Origin of the sequence: Streptomyces shinuiensis (genome assembly GCF_043660855.1) — a bacterium.
Taxonomy (GTDB): domain Bacteria; phylum Actinomycetota; class Actinomycetes; order Streptomycetales; family Streptomycetaceae; genus Streptomyces.
In genome coordinates, this window is record NZ_JBIHML010000002.1 from 54,114 (window position 1) to 70,656 (window position 16,543).

General features: G+C 65.7%; 9 protein-coding genes and 4 pseudogenes. 6 read left to right on the forward strand and 7 right to left on the reverse strand.

The features are described 5' to 3' along the window. Positions 1-9: 9 nt before the first annotated feature. The 3 genes and pseudogenes from ACGRHY_RS27130 to ACGRHY_RS27135 form a co-directional block, all read right to left on the reverse strand. Positions 10-758 (reverse strand): annotated as a pseudogene (locus ACGRHY_RS27130) (transposase family protein). Positions 759-783: 25 nt separating this feature from the next. Continuing rightward, positions 784-1,161 carry a DUF8094 domain-containing protein gene (locus tag ACGRHY_RS30305; protein ID WP_491630979.1) on the reverse strand — a complete coding sequence of 126 codons (378 nt, stop codon included), beginning with the start codon at positions 1,159-1,161 and terminating at the stop codon, positions 784-786. A gap of 176 nt (positions 1,162-1,337) precedes the next feature. Then, positions 1,338-2,783, reverse strand: a pseudogene (locus ACGRHY_RS27135) (MinD/ParA family ATP-binding protein); the annotation flags it as partial. Positions 2,784-3,309: 526 nt separating this feature from the next. Here ACGRHY_RS27135 and ACGRHY_RS27140 point away from each other — a divergent pair. From ACGRHY_RS27140 to ACGRHY_RS27165, 6 genes and pseudogenes are all read left to right on the forward strand, one after another. Next, positions 3,310-3,705: a hypothetical protein gene (locus ACGRHY_RS27140; protein ID WP_394638283.1), complete on the forward strand. Its 396-nt coding sequence runs from the start codon at positions 3,310-3,312 to the stop codon at positions 3,703-3,705. 227 nt (positions 3,706-3,932) lie between these two features. Then, a pseudogene (locus tag ACGRHY_RS27145) lies at positions 3,933-4,708 on the forward strand (transposase family protein). A gap of 390 nt (positions 4,709-5,098) precedes the next feature. Beyond that, positions 5,099-5,980 (forward strand): IclR family transcriptional regulator, encoded by an 882-nt coding sequence (locus ACGRHY_RS27150; RefSeq protein ID WP_394638284.1) that lies wholly within the window; start codon positions 5,099-5,101, stop codon positions 5,978-5,980. Between the two features lie 506 nt (positions 5,981-6,486). Then, positions 6,487-7,947: a helix-turn-helix domain-containing protein gene (locus ACGRHY_RS27155; protein WP_394638285.1), complete on the forward strand. Its 1,461-nt coding sequence runs from the start codon at positions 6,487-6,489 to the stop codon at positions 7,945-7,947. 2,746 nt (positions 7,948-10,693) lie between these two features. After that, entirely contained in the window at positions 10,694-11,578 is an 885-nt protein-coding gene (locus ACGRHY_RS27160) for a ParA family protein (protein WP_394638286.1), read from the forward strand. 17 nt (positions 11,579-11,595) lie between these two features. Beyond that, positions 11,596-12,345, forward strand: a complete 750-nt coding sequence (locus ACGRHY_RS27165) for a hypothetical protein (RefSeq protein WP_394638287.1) — start codon at positions 11,596-11,598, stop codon at positions 12,343-12,345. A 162-nt stretch (positions 12,346-12,507) separates the two neighbouring features. Here ACGRHY_RS27165 and ACGRHY_RS27170 read toward each other — a convergent pair whose 3' ends face one another. The 4 genes and pseudogenes from ACGRHY_RS27170 to ACGRHY_RS27185 form a co-directional block, all read right to left on the reverse strand. Then, entirely contained in the window at positions 12,508-12,915 is a 408-nt protein-coding gene (locus ACGRHY_RS27170; protein WP_394638288.1) for a hypothetical protein, read from the reverse strand. A gap of 99 nt (positions 12,916-13,014) precedes the next feature. Beyond that, positions 13,015-13,497, reverse strand: coding sequence for a helix-turn-helix domain-containing protein (locus ACGRHY_RS27175; protein WP_394638289.1), 483 nt, complete (start codon positions 13,495-13,497; stop codon positions 13,015-13,017). Positions 13,498-15,084: 1,587 nt separating this feature from the next. Next, positions 15,085-15,830 (reverse strand): annotated as a pseudogene (locus tag ACGRHY_RS27180) (transposase). Positions 15,831-15,896: 66 nt separating this feature from the next. Beyond that, positions 15,897-16,232 carry a transposase gene (locus tag ACGRHY_RS27185; RefSeq protein ID WP_394638290.1) on the reverse strand — a complete coding sequence of 112 codons (336 nt, stop codon included), beginning with the start codon at positions 16,230-16,232 and terminating at the stop codon, positions 15,897-15,899. Positions 16,233-16,543: the final 311 nt, after the last annotated feature.

Sequence of the window (16,543 nt, forward strand, 5' to 3'; positions counted from 1 at the left end):
GAACCGTTTTCATCCTGAATATGTGCAGGTCAGCAGGGCATGGACGGCTTGGACGGCTGTGCCGATGCGGCGGGTGGAACAGCGGGATCGCCGCAGTAGCCGCTACGCCTTGAGTTGAGCGAAGGCGCGTTCGCCGGGGGCTCGGAGTCGGGCGTAGTCGCGGTTGAACCGCTGGTACCGCTGCGGTTGTTCGCTGTAGTGGTAGTACGGCGTGCGGAAGGTGGCGCCGGCGCCCTGGTAGGCGCGGTCCGCGAGGACGAGGATTTGCCGGGTGAGGCAGGCTTGGACGATATCCCCAGAGGGGGCGACCCCCAGTGAGCGCGGGCCGCGGTCAGGTCGTGCTTGCGGTGTTTGTGGGAGTAGTGCGGCTCGTCCGCGGCGATGCGGTCGATGGGGATGAGCGTGCCGTCGACGATGACGACGTCTCCTTCGCCCAGGCCGACGAGTGCCTCCTGCAGGCCGGGCGCCCAGGAGGCCAAGACCTCGAGAGTCTCGTCCACGTACCGCCGGGCGGTTGCGGTGGAGATCCCGAACCCCGCCGCGAGCTGGGGCAGCGTCTCGTTCTTGCGCAGGTGCACCAGCGCCGGCAGAGCCTGGTGGAAACAGCCCAGTTTGCGCCACCGCGTGCCGCGTTCACGCCTTCGGGCATGGATCAGCCATGAGACGTGCTCGACCAGCTCATGCGGGACGTGGAGCGTGGCTCGATAGGGGACCAAGCGAGGCTCCTCGGACAAAGCGTGGTGCGTAGAGAGCACCATCGCAACGACCAAGAGCCTCGCCTCGTCACACCACCCTGCTGAATTGCAGCATCATCCCTACAGGACAGGATGAAAACGGTTCACTGGTGCGGTGCGGGCAACGCCGCCGGAGGTCTGCACCGAAGGCAGGGCCTTGTTCGGAAAGACAGAGATGACCTTCTTCCACAGTGGCCAAGAGCTTGGCGTCGCGGGTCGCGTTCGCACGGTTGTTTACGTGCTGGTAGTTGTCAAGGATCTTGTTGGCCTCGCTGACCGTGACAACGCCCCGAGGGACGGGGCTCGCAGTGGCGAAAGGCTTGTGGGAGTCCGGTGCGCGGTCGTTCCGGAAGGCGTCGCTCGCGCAGGCGGCCAGACTCAGGAGGCGGCCAGCCCGAGGACAGCGGCTGAAGCTCGTGCTACGCAGAGGCGGGGTGCGGTGGTGGGGGCAAGCGGGTACTCCTCAGGAGTGACGGTGGCTCCGAGCAGCCTGCGCCCCCACAAGGGCCTGCTGGCCGCGAATCGCCGGGCTTTTCCGTGAGGCGGGAGACGGCTTGGACGCCTTCCGTCTCTGGCCGTGGCCTGTGTGCAGGGCGGTCAGCGTGGTTGTGGGGGGAAAAAGCTGTGCTGCGGGTACTCGGGCGTCATGTGGTAGCCGTGGTGCTCTGCCTGCTGGGTGGGGAAGGGATCGGCCACCAGGGCAGGGGCGGCGGCAGGTGCTGAGGTTCTGCGGATGGCGAAGCCCTCGGCGACGAGGGCGCACAGGTTCAGGTAGGCCTCGCGGGTCTTGGGCCGCATCAGGTCCAGGTCCACGTCGGCGCCAACCGCCAGGTGCTCGTCGAAGGGAACCGAGACGACCCCGCGGCACCGGGATGAGAAGTGGGCGACGATGTCCTCCACCTTGATCATCCGGCCCTTCTCCCGTACGCCGGAGACCACCGTCAGGCCCCTGCTGACCAGGTCGTTGTAGCCGTGAGCGTTGAGCCAGTCCAGGGTGGTGCTGGCGCTGGAGGCTCCGTCGACCGACGGGGTGGCGACGACGATCAGCTGGTCGGCCAGGTCCAGGACACCGCGCATGGCGCTGTAGAGCAGGCCAGTGCCGGAGTCGGTGAGGATGATCGGGTACTGGCGGCCCAGTACATCGATGGCGCGGCGGTAGTCGTCGTCGTTGAAGGTGGTGGAGATGGCCGGGTCGACGTCGTTGGCCAGGATCTCGAGTCCGGAGGGGGCCTGCGAGGTGAAGGCACGGATGTCCATGTAGGTGTTCAGAGTTGGGATCGCCTGCACGAGGTCGCGGATGGTTGCTCCGGTCTCGCGCCGCACTCGGCGCCCGAGGGTGCCGGCGTCCGGGTTGGCGTCGACGGCCAGGACCTTGTCCTGGCGCTCGCTGGCGAGCGTCGCGCCGAGCGCCGTGGTCACGGTGGTCTTGCCGACGCCGCCCTTGAGGCTGATCACCGCGATCCGGTAGCAGGCGTGGACCGGGGTGCGGATGAGTTCGAGCTTGCGCTGCGTCTCGGCGTCCTCGCGCGCGCCGCCGATGCGGAAGCGTGAGGGGCGGGTTCCAGGGCGGGCGCTGCGCGGCTTGGGCGGGGCACCGCGCAGGAGCCGTTCGGAGGACAGCTCGGTCGCGGCGCTGTGCCCCAGGGGAGCATGCGCCGGGCCGGGAGGCGCCGGATGCGGCGCCGCGTAGGGAGCCTGGTGGGCCGGCTGCGCGGTGGCTGGCATCGCGGCGGGCGCGGCGGGGAGCTGCGGCGGCCAGGCCGCGGCAGCCTGCGCGGGGCCGCCGGTGGGGAACGCCGGTCCCGCAAGGGCGGTGTAGGTAACGGCTGGCGGGTATCCGTATCCGGCCTGAGCGGGAGGCGGTGCGGGTTGCTGGAGCGCGGCCGCGGGAGGCGGGCCTGGGGAGGCCGGGGGCGGTGACGGCATGGTCTGCGCCGGCGCGGGTTGCACCGGCTGCTGAACGGGCCAGGGTTCGGGCTTTGTGGGCACGAAGTCCTGCTGCGGGTGGGGAGCGGGCGGGTTGACTGCGGCTGGCGCAGGGGCGGGAGCGAGTTGGGGGGTGGCAGCCTGGCCGTACCAGGCCGGGCCTGTATAGGTGACGGCGAAGGGCCCGTGGTCGGGAGCGGCGTCGTCGCCGTTGATCGGCTGGCTCTGTACGCTCGGGACCCAGCCCGCGTCTCCCCCTGCCGGCTGGCTGTGCATTGCTTGCTTGCCTCCTGATCTGAGCAACTACCGGGTGGGCTGTGCTGTTCGCGGCGTCGAGCCTGGACTTGATGCGGGACTAGGAGGTGAGCGGCATCGCGGATCCGGCGCTCTGGTCGGCCCCCTCGACCGCGGGACTACGGCTGCTTGCTCACGCCCGCCTGCTGCAATGTCTCCCCTGCTGGACGGTTGGTTCGGTGCGGTCATGGCCAGCGTGCCCAAGGACTCACGGGTGATCGGCGTGCCGGAGCGCTTCTTCCCGCCGGGAGGAACACCAGTTGAGATCGGCTCCCGCCCGCTGCCACTGAGGAGACCAGATGGCCGTCAAGTCCGCCGTACGCGTGAGTGGGTTGGGCGGTGCCACGCAGGCCAGTTGGCACTCCGTGGTCCAGGACTGGGAGGTACGCGACGGCGCCGCAGGCTGGACGTCACCGCGGGCATCGTCCGGATCGAGCTGCTGTGCGCGCCCTCGGTGTGGGCGTCGCTGTTCACCCGGTGCGCGCATCGGTACGGCACCGCGCACTTCGCCGACGGCATGGAGCGGCCGGATGGCACTGGGCTCGCGCGCGTGAAACTGTCCGGGCTGGAGATCGCGGAACTGATGGACGTGGCGGCTCGCCGGGGCCGCTGGTGGAGCCGAGAAAACCCTCCCGGCCGGGCGCTGTGCCGCACCATCTACCGGGCCGCCACCAGCGTCGACCGGCTGGGACCGGGTCATGCCGACAGGGCGGTCCCGCCGATCACATTCACCGTAGGTGCCCGCCCCTGACAACCGCCCCCGCATATCCGGATGTTCCCGCTGGTTCCACTTAAAACTGCATGGGTCCGCAGGACTTGGTTGAATACAGGTCGCTGAACGCTTCTCATCCTGTGGTTCGTGGGTGATGGCGGCTGGTGGTCGGGGGCCGTAACGCGGCAGGGCTTCTGGTCGTTGCGGCTGGTGATCTCACTCGCCAACGTCCCGACACAGGAGTCCTGTTGGTCCCGTATCGAGCCATGCTCGACGTCCCGCACGAGGTCGTGGAGCACGTTTCCTGGCTCATCTACGCCCGAAGATGTGAGCTGAACTCCCGCTGGCGCAAGCTGGGCTGCTTCCGGCAGGCCCTGCTGGTCCTGGTGCACCTGCGCAAGAACGAGACCCTGGCCCAGGCCGCAGCGGGGTTCGGCGTCTCCACCACCATCGCCGACCGGTATGTGAGCGAAACGGTCGACCTCCTCGCCGAGCGCGCCCCGAGCCTGCACGAAGCCCTGCGCGAGCTGCCGCCGGAGGGGTTCGTCATCCTCGACGGCCCCCTGATCGCCACTGACTGGGGGCACCTCCCGGCCGAAGGCCGGGAGACATCGCTGCGGACGAGCCGTACTACTCGCAGAAGCACCGCCGCCACGGGATGAACGTGCAGGTCATCGCCCACCCGGACGGCACCCCGCTCTGGTTCTCCCGCGCGACACCAGGACGCACGCACGACCTGACCGCAGCCCGCGCCCACGGTGTGATCCAAGCCCGCCTGTCCCGTCAGCTCCTCGTCCTGGCCGACCGCGCCTACCAAGGTGCCGACGCGACCGTCCGCACCCCCTACTACCGCCACCACGACCTGCCCGGGCACCACCAGCAGTACAACCGGGACCACGCCCGGCTGCGCGCTCCGGGCGAACGCGCCTTCGCCCGCCTCAAGCAATGGCGGATCCTCCGCAAGGCCCAGTGCGGCACCAACCGCATCGGTCGCACGGTCACCGCCGTTCACGCCATCGAGATCGCCTGGCGCTCAGGATGAGAAGCGTTCGCTGACGGCTGGTCGTGGCGGCCTGCACGGCAGTAGAGACCTATACCACTGCCATGCCATTTTGCGCGATATGCCCGCTTCTACGGGTGAGCGCACCGCCAATCCACACGGCGGGCGGCGACCATGTATCGACATTTTACTACGTCAAGCACGTGAAAAATTCCACACACTTGACGGACAGCAACAAGAGCGAATACCCCGAAAACCGCGCCTTCCACCACAAGATCCAGTTCTCTGTTCACGATCCGTCACAGGAAAAGGGTCTTCCGGAAGAGGGTGTTCCTGGTCACTCCCTATACGCCCAGGTAGAGATCTTGTAGACGGACCAACAGCACCAACTGCCCTGGCTGGCGTGCTGATTTGGCGCAACGGGGAGGAATTGTGGGCATCAGCATACGTAGTTCACATCAGCGCAGGGAGCGCGACCGCACGAACGCGGTGCTCCATGCCCTGCTCCAGCTCGGCCCCGGCCCGCACAAGTCGAGCGAGATCACCGCCCGGACGACCATGGGGCAGGAGGAAGTGCGGCGCCGACTGCTCCAGCTCTTCAAGGCGAAGGTCTGCTACCGGCCGCGCTCCGGGTACTGGGAGCTGCGCTCCACCCCTGCCGCCCCGACCGACACCCCGGGTCTCGTGCATCCCAGCGCCACTCCCCTGCTCGACGCCGCCCTCCTCCTCAAGAGCCTGCACAGCCGCACCGAGCACGCCGTGCTGCTGCACACCTACTCCCCCATCACCGGCGAACGCCTGTGCATCGGCGCCGCCGGAACCCACGACGTGCGCCTGCGCCGCGAACTGGCCTTCACTCCCCGGGCCGTAGACCGACTGCGCCGGGCTCCCCTCGATTCCGACGCACCGGGTCTGGTCATGCTCGCCAACCTCGCCGGCCACGACGCCCCGCTACGCGAAGACCTGCGGCAGATCCGGTCCACCCAGGTCGCACTCACCAAGGCACCCCTGCCCGGCTGGATCCTCGTCTCCGTTCCGGTCCGCCGCCTGCCCGGCGCTCCGGCAATGCCCGGTGCCGAGCCCCACGTGGTCGCCGCCGTCAGCATCTTGGCCCCCGACCACGCGCACGGCGATCCCCTGGTCGCCTACGGGCGGCTGATGCGCAACGCCGTCCAGACGGCCATCGAGTCCAGCGTCGTCATCACCCACCCGCAGTTCGCTGTCGCCCAGGCCGCGTGCCCCCGCCCCGGGCCGCACGCCGGCCCTTTCGACGTGCGCACAGCGGTCCGCGCTGGCGGGCGCGTACGCACGTAGGCCTCGACGCAGGCCACAACCAGCCAAGGAGGATGACGTGTCAGTCACGAACGGCAGACCCCCGAACGGGGAGCACCCGATGACCTAGCTCCCAACGGCCCCGGTGTTGTCTGCTCAACACCCGGGCCCGGCCTCGCGCCCGATGTGGTGTGCCACCACCTCATCAACCGCCAGCCCATCGTCATCGCCCGACCTGCCAGTCGAGCGAGTCCCGGCTTCTCCGCTTTGGAAGGTCCGGGCGAAATCACTCCCACTCCGGAGCTCGCGCCCCTGCCAAGGGGCTTCGACGTTCCACAACAACACCGGGAACGGATCGCGTTCATGATGCAGCAGACGGCTGCCGCTTGTCACCCACCCCTGTCCGAAACGTCTAGTTATGCCCTCTCCTCGGACCTGCTTCACCTCCCTCCGCACAGCAGTGCGCGGTGTGGTGCCGCAGCACCTCCGCGACCCCCGAGGGTGGGCTCCACCTTTGCCCCACGGCCCTCCGCAGGGGCGATGTGATCATGGACACTGCGATAGCCGTCCTCCCCGCAGCAACCACACTGCCAGTACCCGCACCCCGCCACTCCCCCACCGCGAGCACAGCCGCGCTCACGTCCCAGCACGCGTACCTGACGCAGCGGCAGACGAAGCCCTCCGCGCCCACCCGCCTCGGGGCTCCGCCGCCGCGCACCGGGCTCCTCGCCCCGCTCCCGCCGCTCTCCGCACGGATGCACAAGCTCCTCGTCCTCGGCGACCAGGAGGCCGCGTACGCGACAGGCAACCTCCAGCGCGGAGGGAAGAACACCGCCGCGTCCGACCACGCCTGGGCCATCACCCGCGCCATAGCCGCCGACGCCGTCCGCGCCGGATGGAACCGCGCCGCCTTCGTCCAAGTCATGCTCGACGGCCCCTACAAGGCCGGCCAGCACGCCCGCATCCTCCAACACCGCCGCGGCTACGACAAGGCCGCCGCATGGCTCCAGAGGGCCTGGGACGGCGCCCAGCAGTACGTCCACTCCACCGACCCACTCACCACCCGCCAGGACTTCCACGCCGCCCTGGCCGCCTTCCGCGCACGCATCGAATGCACCCCGTGGAAGGGCATCACCGGAAAGACCGACCTGCGCAACCTCATCGCCCGCATGGACATCTGCTCTCAGAGCGGGAGTTGGGACCACACCGTCTCCGAACGCGACCTCGCCGAGAGGATGGGCTGCAGCCGGACCACCGCCCACAACTCCAACCAACGCCTCCTCGCCACCAAGATGCTGCGCCAGCTCGACAACGGCTCCCCCACCGAAGGCGCCCGCTGGATGCTCATCTCCCGACTGCCCTCCACCACGTCTCACCACTGGTCCACCCCCAAAGGGCCGGAGGCTGGGGGGGCCATGAGTGGCCCAGCCGTGAGACAGACCAACACCAACGCCAACCTCGACTCCAGGACGGCAAGCCGCCTGATGCACCTTGATGCCTTCGCCCACCACGGACTCGGCGGCAGCGGACTCACCATCCTCGCCTCCCTCGCCGAGCAAGACGGACAAAGCCTCACCGAGCTCCAGGCCAGCGCCTCCATATCCCGCCCCACCGCCTACCGACAGCTCAGCAAGCTCAAGAACCTCGGCCTCGTCCGCCACGAAGGAGAGCTCTATCACCTCTCCCCCACCGCCCTGGAAGGCACCGGAGCGCCGACGCAGCACTGCACCGACCCCGTGACCAGTTGGACCGAGACCGCCGAGCGCCTGGGCACCGCCGGCACAGCAGAACGACGCCGCCGACACCACGAGGCCCAACGAACCCACTGGCGTCACGAACAAGTACGCATCGCCGAGCGCCGCCGCACCGCACAGCAGTCCCCCCTCCCCCACCCTGCCGTGGCCCTGCCCCAGTATGTGCGTGCCGACGGCTGCGCCATCAATCCTGCCACTGGCGAGATCATCCCGAGGCTCTACGCCGCTACGGACGGACGGTGGGTATGGGGATGAGCCGACAGTCAGACGATCCGAGTCAGCATGCTGGGCACTACGGCAGGCGGTCACGACAGGTAATAGGCGCTAAGGCAATCAGTCATTACCCTGTGGCATGGCCAGCACCAGGCAAGGCCGAGAAGCGCCCTGAAGGGCCACCTAACGGCCCGAGTACCCCAGACGACAGATCGCCCCGACGGTGACCTGACAGGCCGCCAGGCGGGAATTCCGGCAAAAGTGCAGGTCAGGGCATTGGGAAACGCTGAATGAGTGCGCCATTTGGGGGAATTGCCCTTTTGCTGGCAAGGAGGATCAGGAACTAGACCCGGGGCCGAAAGAGCTTGCCGGACCACGTCGACGCGCGAGCCACAGGCCTGCGAGCCACCTGCTCGCGCCGACCTTGCGAGCCTTCGTTGTGGTCAGAGATCACCGCGCGGAGAGGCGTCAGCAAGGTCGCCTGAGAGCCCACATGCCAGCAGCAGTCGCGTACGCCAAGGGCCTAGCTGCGCACTGAGAGCGAGATGAACTCGCCTTGCCTGCCCGGGGGATGCCGATACCGGTCCCCCTCATCCGCTCCAGATCGCCGCATACCTGGTGCTTCAGCAGGGGGCAGCGCAAGGGCAACAGCCACTGCGGCACCGCGGGGAGAGCACTTGGTACTTGACGTTTGTTCCCTTCCATCCACTACATCGCCAGCTGATCGGATTCCCCGTCGCTGCCTCGGCTCATCGACGACTTGGGAGGCGCTGAGTGCAGCGCGAGCACCGGGCTGTCACCTGAGATTTCCTGAGATCCACACGCTGCCTCAGGTAGTCGTGTGCAAGGTCCGACGCGCAGATGTCTACACCATGCTCTCCACTGTCTTCGTCCATTGCGGCACGAAGCGGTTGAGTGTAGCTGCGGCTGCCGCCCTTGTGTTCCTGGGATTCATAGCATGAAACAGTCCCGCCCATGCCGCCACGTCGCGTCTACAGCAACACGCTGTGGACTTCCCCGACCTCCTTAAACCCAAAGACAGTCGCCTGAAATGGCACTGCTAGGGCACGCCCGATGCCTAATCTGCAGTAGCTCTCTACGAGGACTTGAGACTCTGAACGTGCCCGTTGCCCTCGATGAGAGGCAACCCTTGAGGTGAAAATGCTGCACAGATGACTTGCGCGCTCGGGCGAGACAGCCCTTGCCGACCGCTCTCCTTAACTGACACGCATTCTGGCGGCCAGGCCACCTTGCAACAGCATATCGAGGAGTCACCCGACAACTGCACCTACCTCCAGCCCGAGATTCAAAGGGTAGGTCCGCCTTAAGCGAGCCAAGGCTGCCTTGACTCACGCACCAGTGCCAACCTGTGGAGGGAGCGACGAGAACAGTCGGAACTCAAGGCAGCAGCGGCAATAGAGAGAGTCTGCCTGATGGAATCTGCCATCGGGCGCGATTGGCTTCCTGCCCCCCCCCCCGGTCGCACCGACGTCCTGAAACCATGTCCATCCTCACTACTTGGTTGCATTACAAGTGGGCCCAGAGTCAGCCCTAGATCGCTACCTGGTGGACCGCCAGGCTAGACTCAAAGGGCCACCTTGTCCGGCCTCGACGAGGCTACTCTGGGAGGCTTGAGCGTGATCGATGGCAAGCCTCCTCGGAACGGCGTGAACCATCGCAGCCCAGCACCTTGGTGGCTTCTGACCTGCAATAATACTGAGGAGCAGGGTCGATACCCATCAGTAACAAACACCGAAACAAACACGACAACAAACACGATACAATGGGCGCTGACAACCAGGCAGACATGTGTGTCAACACACATTGGGACATGTGGTGCCATCTAGGACCAGCTATGCGACGCCACATTCAGGTAGCCATACACTTCTTCTCGTGTACTGTCTCGCCTGCATCTACGCAGGTTAGATCGCATGCAGGTATAGGTCTGTCAACCCATCGATACATGCGCAGCCTTGCGCAGGTTGCAACTCCGGTGAGGCGGCCTGTTTGTGCGCAGGTATGTGCGTGTGCTTGCTCGCATGGGGGCAGACGGGCGTCCAGGCAAGTTGAGGTTCTGGCTGTAACACATGGGTTGCTGCCTTCTATATCGTTTGTGTGGCTACATGCCGGCGTGCACGCAGGAAAGCACGATGAGGTGCGTGTTATGAAACGTGTAGATCAGCATGCCTTTACGTCCGCGCCCAAAAAGGCAAGGCGTCATGTGCCAGCGTGCGTTTATCTGAAGGCTGAATCTGATGGGTTCCTACACGGGTGCCTGCACGCGTGTTGCACTGTTGGCGCGCTTGGTGGACTGCATGTGCGAACCAATGCGGTCTCAAGCGCATATACACCCGTTGAACGACTCGCGCCTCTTAATGTAGACCAGCCTGTTTCATGTTCCTCCTGCTTGTTCGCGTACCCCTCTGTATCTATGAGTGCAACTGTTGATGCGTACAAGCGTGTTGCAAAACTCGCCCTAGCGCATGCATGAGGGGGGCGCTGCACACGTGGGAATGTGAAGGTGTCACGGCAGGTGGATAGGGCTGCGTGATCACGTGCCCTCAAGAGCACTGGCGAGTTGGCGTGGTCACAGGTTGCTACGCCCGTAGGGCGGGGCGTTAAGAGGGGCGGTGATCCACAGGCTAGACAGCTTGCGGCACCGTGTGTAGCCTCACTCTTCGATCTTGCAGGTCAACCTGCGTGTTGCCACGCGGGCAGACCTGAAGGTCTGCAATGATGCGGGTGCCCATACGAGCCTCGCCCACCGTTGAGAAGTGAGCCTGCCCCCATGACTTTTCCCGCCGTCGATCTAGGAATCGACTACGACCAGTTCGGAAACGTCTTCATGTTCGGCAATGGCAAGGGTGGTGTAGGGAAGACCACGCTGAGCGCCAACGCCGCAGCCAAGACTGCGCGTCAAGGGCTGCCTACCCTTGCCATCGACATGAACGGCCAGGGCAACATGCACCGTGACCTGGGGTATGGGGAACAGGACCAGGGCAAGGCATTCGCCGAGTCTATGGCTGAGGGCAAGCCCCTCGTGCCCCTCACGGGGGTCCGCGAGAACCTCGACGTGATCGTCGGAGGTCCGGAGATTCGAAAGATCAACGGGATCGTCACGGATGTCGCGCGCACCGACGGCTTCATGGCGGCCTACATGAGACTGGCCGTGTGCCTGGCGCCGCTGCTCCCTCGATACAAGGTGATCTTCCTGGACACTCCTCCGGAGAACCCTGACCTGCTACGTCTGTGCCTCCTTGCGGCTAGGTACGCCGTTGTGCCTGTGAAGTACGACGCGGCATCTCTCGATGATGGCCTCAAGGACTTCGGCCAGGCCTTCAAGATGGCCGTTCAGGTCAACCGGCAGTTGAGGATCCTGGGAGTCGCCCACTGCTTCTCCCCTCGGGGCTCGACCAAGATCCACAGGGAGATCGAGAAGCGCTCACGCAAGGTCCTGGGCAAGCATGCATACGTCTTTCCTCAGGCGGTGGGGCATTCGTCCACAATGGCCGGTCTGATCCGAGACCGCGGAAGGACTGCATTCGAGCTCAACCTGGAGCGGGAGGGCGGCGCCAGAGGCATCCCCGAAGCGGCAGAGCACTTGTCCAACGACTACGAGGTCCTCGTGACGCAGATCTTTCAGCGTGCAGCCGAGTTTAGGCAGGCCGCCTGATGTCGGAGGAGGCAGTTGTGGCAACCAAGGACACCGAAGAGCAGGAAGCTCCTGGAGAGCTGGAGGATCTCTTCGACGCACCGGACGCCGGTGCAGACGATCCGTTCAGCAGCTGGGGGGCCACCCCTGCGCCGAGCGTGGCGCCAGCTCCTGCTGCTCGCCCTGTACCAGCCGTCGTTCCTGCTGCGCCACCGCAGGCTATGGTCGCTCCGATCGACGAGCAGGGGAGCGATGATGCCGAAGCCCGCAATGGGCAGAGCGGCTTCCGAGTGAGCCAGGAGGTCGCCGACCGGCTCAAGGAATACCGTCAGGCCAACGATCTGACGGTCACCGAGGTTGTAATCGAAGCCCTCGACTACGTCGCCGAGGATGTGCCGGGTGTCATGGCTCGTGCCAAGATGCCGGCTCGGGTGATCCCGAAGCGCAGCCGCTTCGCCGCCAGGGGCAGCAAGGGTCCCCTGAAGGGGACAGGACCTGTGCAGCGCTGGTGGCAGCCGACAAAGGGGGACAGGCAGGTACTCCTTGAAATGGCAACCGAAGCGAGCGTGAGGGACTCACCAGGCGTACTCATCGCGGTCGCCCTCAATGAGTTCCTGCCTGGGGGGGCGATGTACATCGCAGGACAGCTCCGGCCACAGCTCGAGGCAGACCCGAAGTTCCAGGTACCGTCCGAACTCGCTCTCTCTCGCACGTACGGAGTCACCCGCGAGACAGCTCGTAAGGGCCTGCTGCAGCTACAGGTCGAAGGGCTGATTCCGGTCGAGTAGCCCCACCCTGCCTCTTGGTGAGTGCCGAGGCGGACAGGTGCGCGACTGGAGGGGCTTTGACCGACTAGCTACTCCTGTGGTCGATGGCTACACTCTTACCGATACCAGACACACCGGGGCCCCCGCTCTTGCGGGGGCCCCGGTGTTTGTTGAACTGGGTGCTTACTCAGCCGCGGCTGCTTGAACCCGGCGGCTGCGGCGCTGACGGTGCGCGATCAGGTCCGTGGGCGGCAGGACAGGCGCCTTACGCATCGCTGCCTTCCGCTTCAGCGCCTCCTGGTGCTCCTCGACGGCGGCCTGGTAGCGCTCCTCGAAGTCTTCGACATCCAAGTAGAACGACTCGTCCATGTGTCGAATCGCATCTTCCGCCTCCGCCGGCGTGGTGAAGCCCGCCACCTGCGGGTTCAGCTGGTACACACCCTGTCGCTCCTTCCAAACGATCCGAGCAAACTGAAGATGTTGGAGACTCAGGCCGACAGCTGAGCGCTTCATTCCCAGCGCCGACGCGATGTCCTCCTGGGTGATGACGATGCGGCCGCCCGGCTCCTGCACGCCCAGTAGAAACAGCATCACGCGGAGTGCTGGACCAGGAACACTGGGGACATAAGCGAAAGCGTTGGGAGACGTCCAGAGTTCCGGAGCGCGCTCCTCGGCAGGTTGAGCTGTCATCTATCCCTCCGACGCTCTGGGCTTCTTTGGTGCCCTGTTGGGAAGCATGAGCTGTGTGAACTCCTCAGGGACAGCCGGGTCTTCAGCCAATTCCTCGATGAGCTCGAGTTGATCCACTTTCCGTGTTGCAGGCTTCCTAGTCGCCGATCGACCGGGTTTCTCTACCTCAATCGTCCCACCCCTAAGCGCGACCTGTGGGTTCAGCTGGTAGAGGCCTCGCTGAACCATGTGGACGAGTCCGAGGCCGAAGAGACGACCGATGGCCCTGTTCACGTGTACTCGGTTGAGCTGGAGGGCGTGGGCGATCTCCTTCTGCGTCGCCCTGATCGTGCCCCCTGGCTGCTGGCTCCCCATCAGGTAGAGCAGGGACCGAAGGCATGCGTTGTCGTCATGAAAGTAGATCGCCATCCACTTCAGGAACTCCAGGCTGTCCATGCTGAAGGCACCGCCGAGAAACCCCACGCTGGTGGGGTTCTTCTCCACGATCGCGCGATGGCCTTCAGGCAGCTTGACGATCGTGGCAGGCCTCGTTCTCGGGACTCCGCGAGGCCTGCGGTACGAGCTGGGTGCAGGTGCGTTCCGCTTCGGCTTTGGCGCTGCCTCTCTATCGGGAGCCCGCTGCCGCTGCGGGTCCTCGGAGGGGAGTGCTGACATGGGTGCATGTGCTCCTCATGATCGATACCAGACGAAGAGCACCCTATCCAGCGCAACTATAAGTGGCAAAGACGCCATGCATAGTGGCATCCCGCGTGTCGAATGTAGCCCCTGAGGTACCTACCCGACTCTCATGCAAGGCGTCCCGACTGAGTCTAGATCGCCAGTTCGAACCATGGGCACCTTGTGCTGCTTCGGCCGCACCACGGACCTCCCTCGCCCGTGATGCAACTATATGTTGCAAAACCCTTTCCGATGACTCGCGAGAGGCTACGTTGGCGGGCCGATATGTTGCCTGGGGCGTACCTTACCCATCAGTAACACCCCTCTGACCTGCAACGATGCGGAGCCCTAGCTCTTATATCGTGTGCGCGCGCGTGATACCTCACCACGGTATCCACGTCAAGCACCAACCTGCTGCATCTCAGACAGCGCTTCACCACGCACTGCTTCCTCGCACTCGTATCCCCACCCATGGACGACCGTAACCACTGCTCGTCACCTCCACGCCGCTGAACTTCTTCAGGGTGGCGCACCCCTATGACCCACCAGCCGCTACTTCGAGCCGACCTTTATCAGGCCCACGTGCCCAAAGAGGGCGCCCAGCGCCCAAGTGGTGCGTCGGCGACGTTAGGAGCCGGCGCAAGGCTTGTGGGCTGGTCCAGGCCAGGCCGGCAAGGGCCTGGCCTGGGGGTCTGGGGGCCTACTCGCCCAATGCAGTTGCTTTAATCCGGACCTGTGCCCCCTCCCACCCCTCGACCTGCACCACCGAAAGTCCGCCACGACGATGCGGTGCGCCGACGGAACAGGCGCGCGTATGTTGCAGCAACCCTCTCCCGGTCTCAGCCGCACTTCCTGTCTTGAAGGCCCCAACGGAACCGCTCGCCGCCCACGGCGAACGACCACCCCGGCGGGGCACCGCAAGCCCGCCAGGGCTGAGGAGCTACCGCCCCCCGCTCGCCCATGTCTCCAGAGCGCAAAACGCCGTTGACCTGCACTGGTCTGCCAGCCTGTCGAGTACTCTTGGGCTTCTTCGTCTGGTTGAGGATCCAGCGGCCAGGCTCGACGGTGTTCCGTCCTGCGCGGGTTCTGAACACTGACCATCTGTTGGGCTTCTTGATCGCTCGTGGGCAGTTCCGGTTCCGGCGGGCCTGAAGTAGGCAGCTGCGTGCCTCCTGGGCCGCTTCAGTGAGGCCCCGCGTCAGTTTCGCAGCAGTGGCTGCGGCTTGCGATGGGATCCTTCGGTGGACGATGCGGATGCACTTCAGGTAGGAGATGCGGTCGGCGTCGAGGGGCGGACCGACAACGCGGCTGCATGAGCGAACTGACGGATCGCGTGGTGAACGGCAAGGTAAGCCCAGAGTACTTGCCGGATGCCTTCCGGGGTCCGCGACCTGATCGGACCATTGAGGTTCTTCAGCGGTGCTGCTCCAGGGTGAGGACGACTTGAACGATTGATGTGAGCCGGTTGGGGCTACAGCGGGCGTGACGGAAGATCCGCCAGTCCTTCAGGCGGGCGAAGGCACGCTCGACGGGACTGCGCAGGCGGGCGTGTGTGCGGTTGACGGATTTCTGGTGCACGGTGAGGTCGCGTCCGCAGTGCCGTTTGAATGGGGTGCAGAAGGTGCCGCCGGCTCCTTCGTAGGCCTTGTCCGCGAGGGCCGGGATCCGCAAGCGCTCACACACGGTGACAATGCGGTGGGTACGGGCGGCGCGGTGATGTCCACCGTGCGGCCCGGTAGCGCCAGTGAGTACCAGATCAGCTCGCCGGCCGGGCCGGTGACAGCCTGGATGTTCACGCCGTGCTGCCGGGCCTTGCCGGAGTAGTCGCCGTCGCCGACCCGGTCGCACTCGGCGATGGTGCCGTCCACCAGCATGCAGCCCGGCCTGGCCCGCCGCAGGGCGCGGGTGAGGGAGGGAGCCTCGTCCGCCAGCAGTGCGGTCACGCTGTGTACGTAGATGTGGGCGGTGGCTTCGCTGATGCCGAAGCCTGCGGCGACCTTGGCGAGGGTGGTGTGCTCGCGCAGGTGGACCAGGACGACCATGGCCCGTTGGGAGGGGCGGAGCTTGCAGCGGCGGTCACCCGCGCGGGTGACGATGAGCACGGTGACCCACTCCACCAGCGCGTGCGGCAGGTCGAGTGCGGCAGGACAGGTCGGCAACGAGACACCTTGGCTGGCGAGTTGAGACGTCAGACACCTCGACCAACCGCCCGGGGGTCTCGCTCGTTACGCGGCCCTGCCCGTCACCCGTTCATGGCCACGCTGAAGAACCTCATTGGGGCCAAAGTGGTTCTTGATCTCGTCGAAGGCCAGCTCAATCTCCCAGCGCTGCCGGTAGAGCGCGACCAGCTCGGCCGCCGAGTATTGCTCGGAGTCCAGCAGCGTCGTGCCGAGGGAGGCGACCTTGTCGTCCTTCATGAAAGTTCCGTCGGCGCACCGCATCGTCGTGGCGGACTTTCGGTGGTGCAGGTCGAGGGGTGGGAGGGGGCACAGGTCCGGATTAAAGCAACTGCATTGGGCGAGTAGGCCCCCTGCCGGGGTCGGGGGCAGCGCCCCCGCCATGCGGGTCCAGGGGCCGCTTGGCCCCTGGCGGGGTCCAGGGGCAGCGCCCCTGGGATGTACGGTCCGCAGGCAAACCGTCAAGAGACGTGCTGATTTCAAGCCTTCTGATGCTGTCCATCAACCACCTCAGGTCCGCAGTGCGGACCACAGCAACAGATCCATCCTTCGTTGGTCCCGCTCGACGGGATCGCCCAGCTCAGACCCGTTTTGGGCCTCTGCCACCGTCGAGCATCGGTTGCTGGCGGCGTAGGAGGAGCCTCTCTTAGTCCTTGATCGTTCTGCGCTGCCCACCGGACGTGGGGAGTGTGGAC

Bases quoted from the DNA above. Each gene is read 5' to 3' on its own strand.
- ACGRHY_RS27155 (WP_394638285.1), top strand. From the start codon at position 6,487: ATGGACACTGCGATAGCCGTCCTCCCCGCAGCAACCACACTGCCAGTA.
- ACGRHY_RS27160 (WP_394638286.1), top strand. From the start codon at position 10,694: ATGACTTTTCCCGCCGTCGATCTAGGAATCGACTACGACCAGTTCGGA.
- ACGRHY_RS27170 (WP_394638288.1), bottom strand. From the start codon at position 12,915: ATGCTGTTTCTACTGGGCGTGCAGGAGCCGGGCGGCCGCATCGTCATC.
- ACGRHY_RS27185 (WP_394638290.1), bottom strand. From the start codon at position 16,232: ATGGCGGGGGCGCTGCCCCCGACCCCGGCAGGGGGCCTACTCGCCCAA.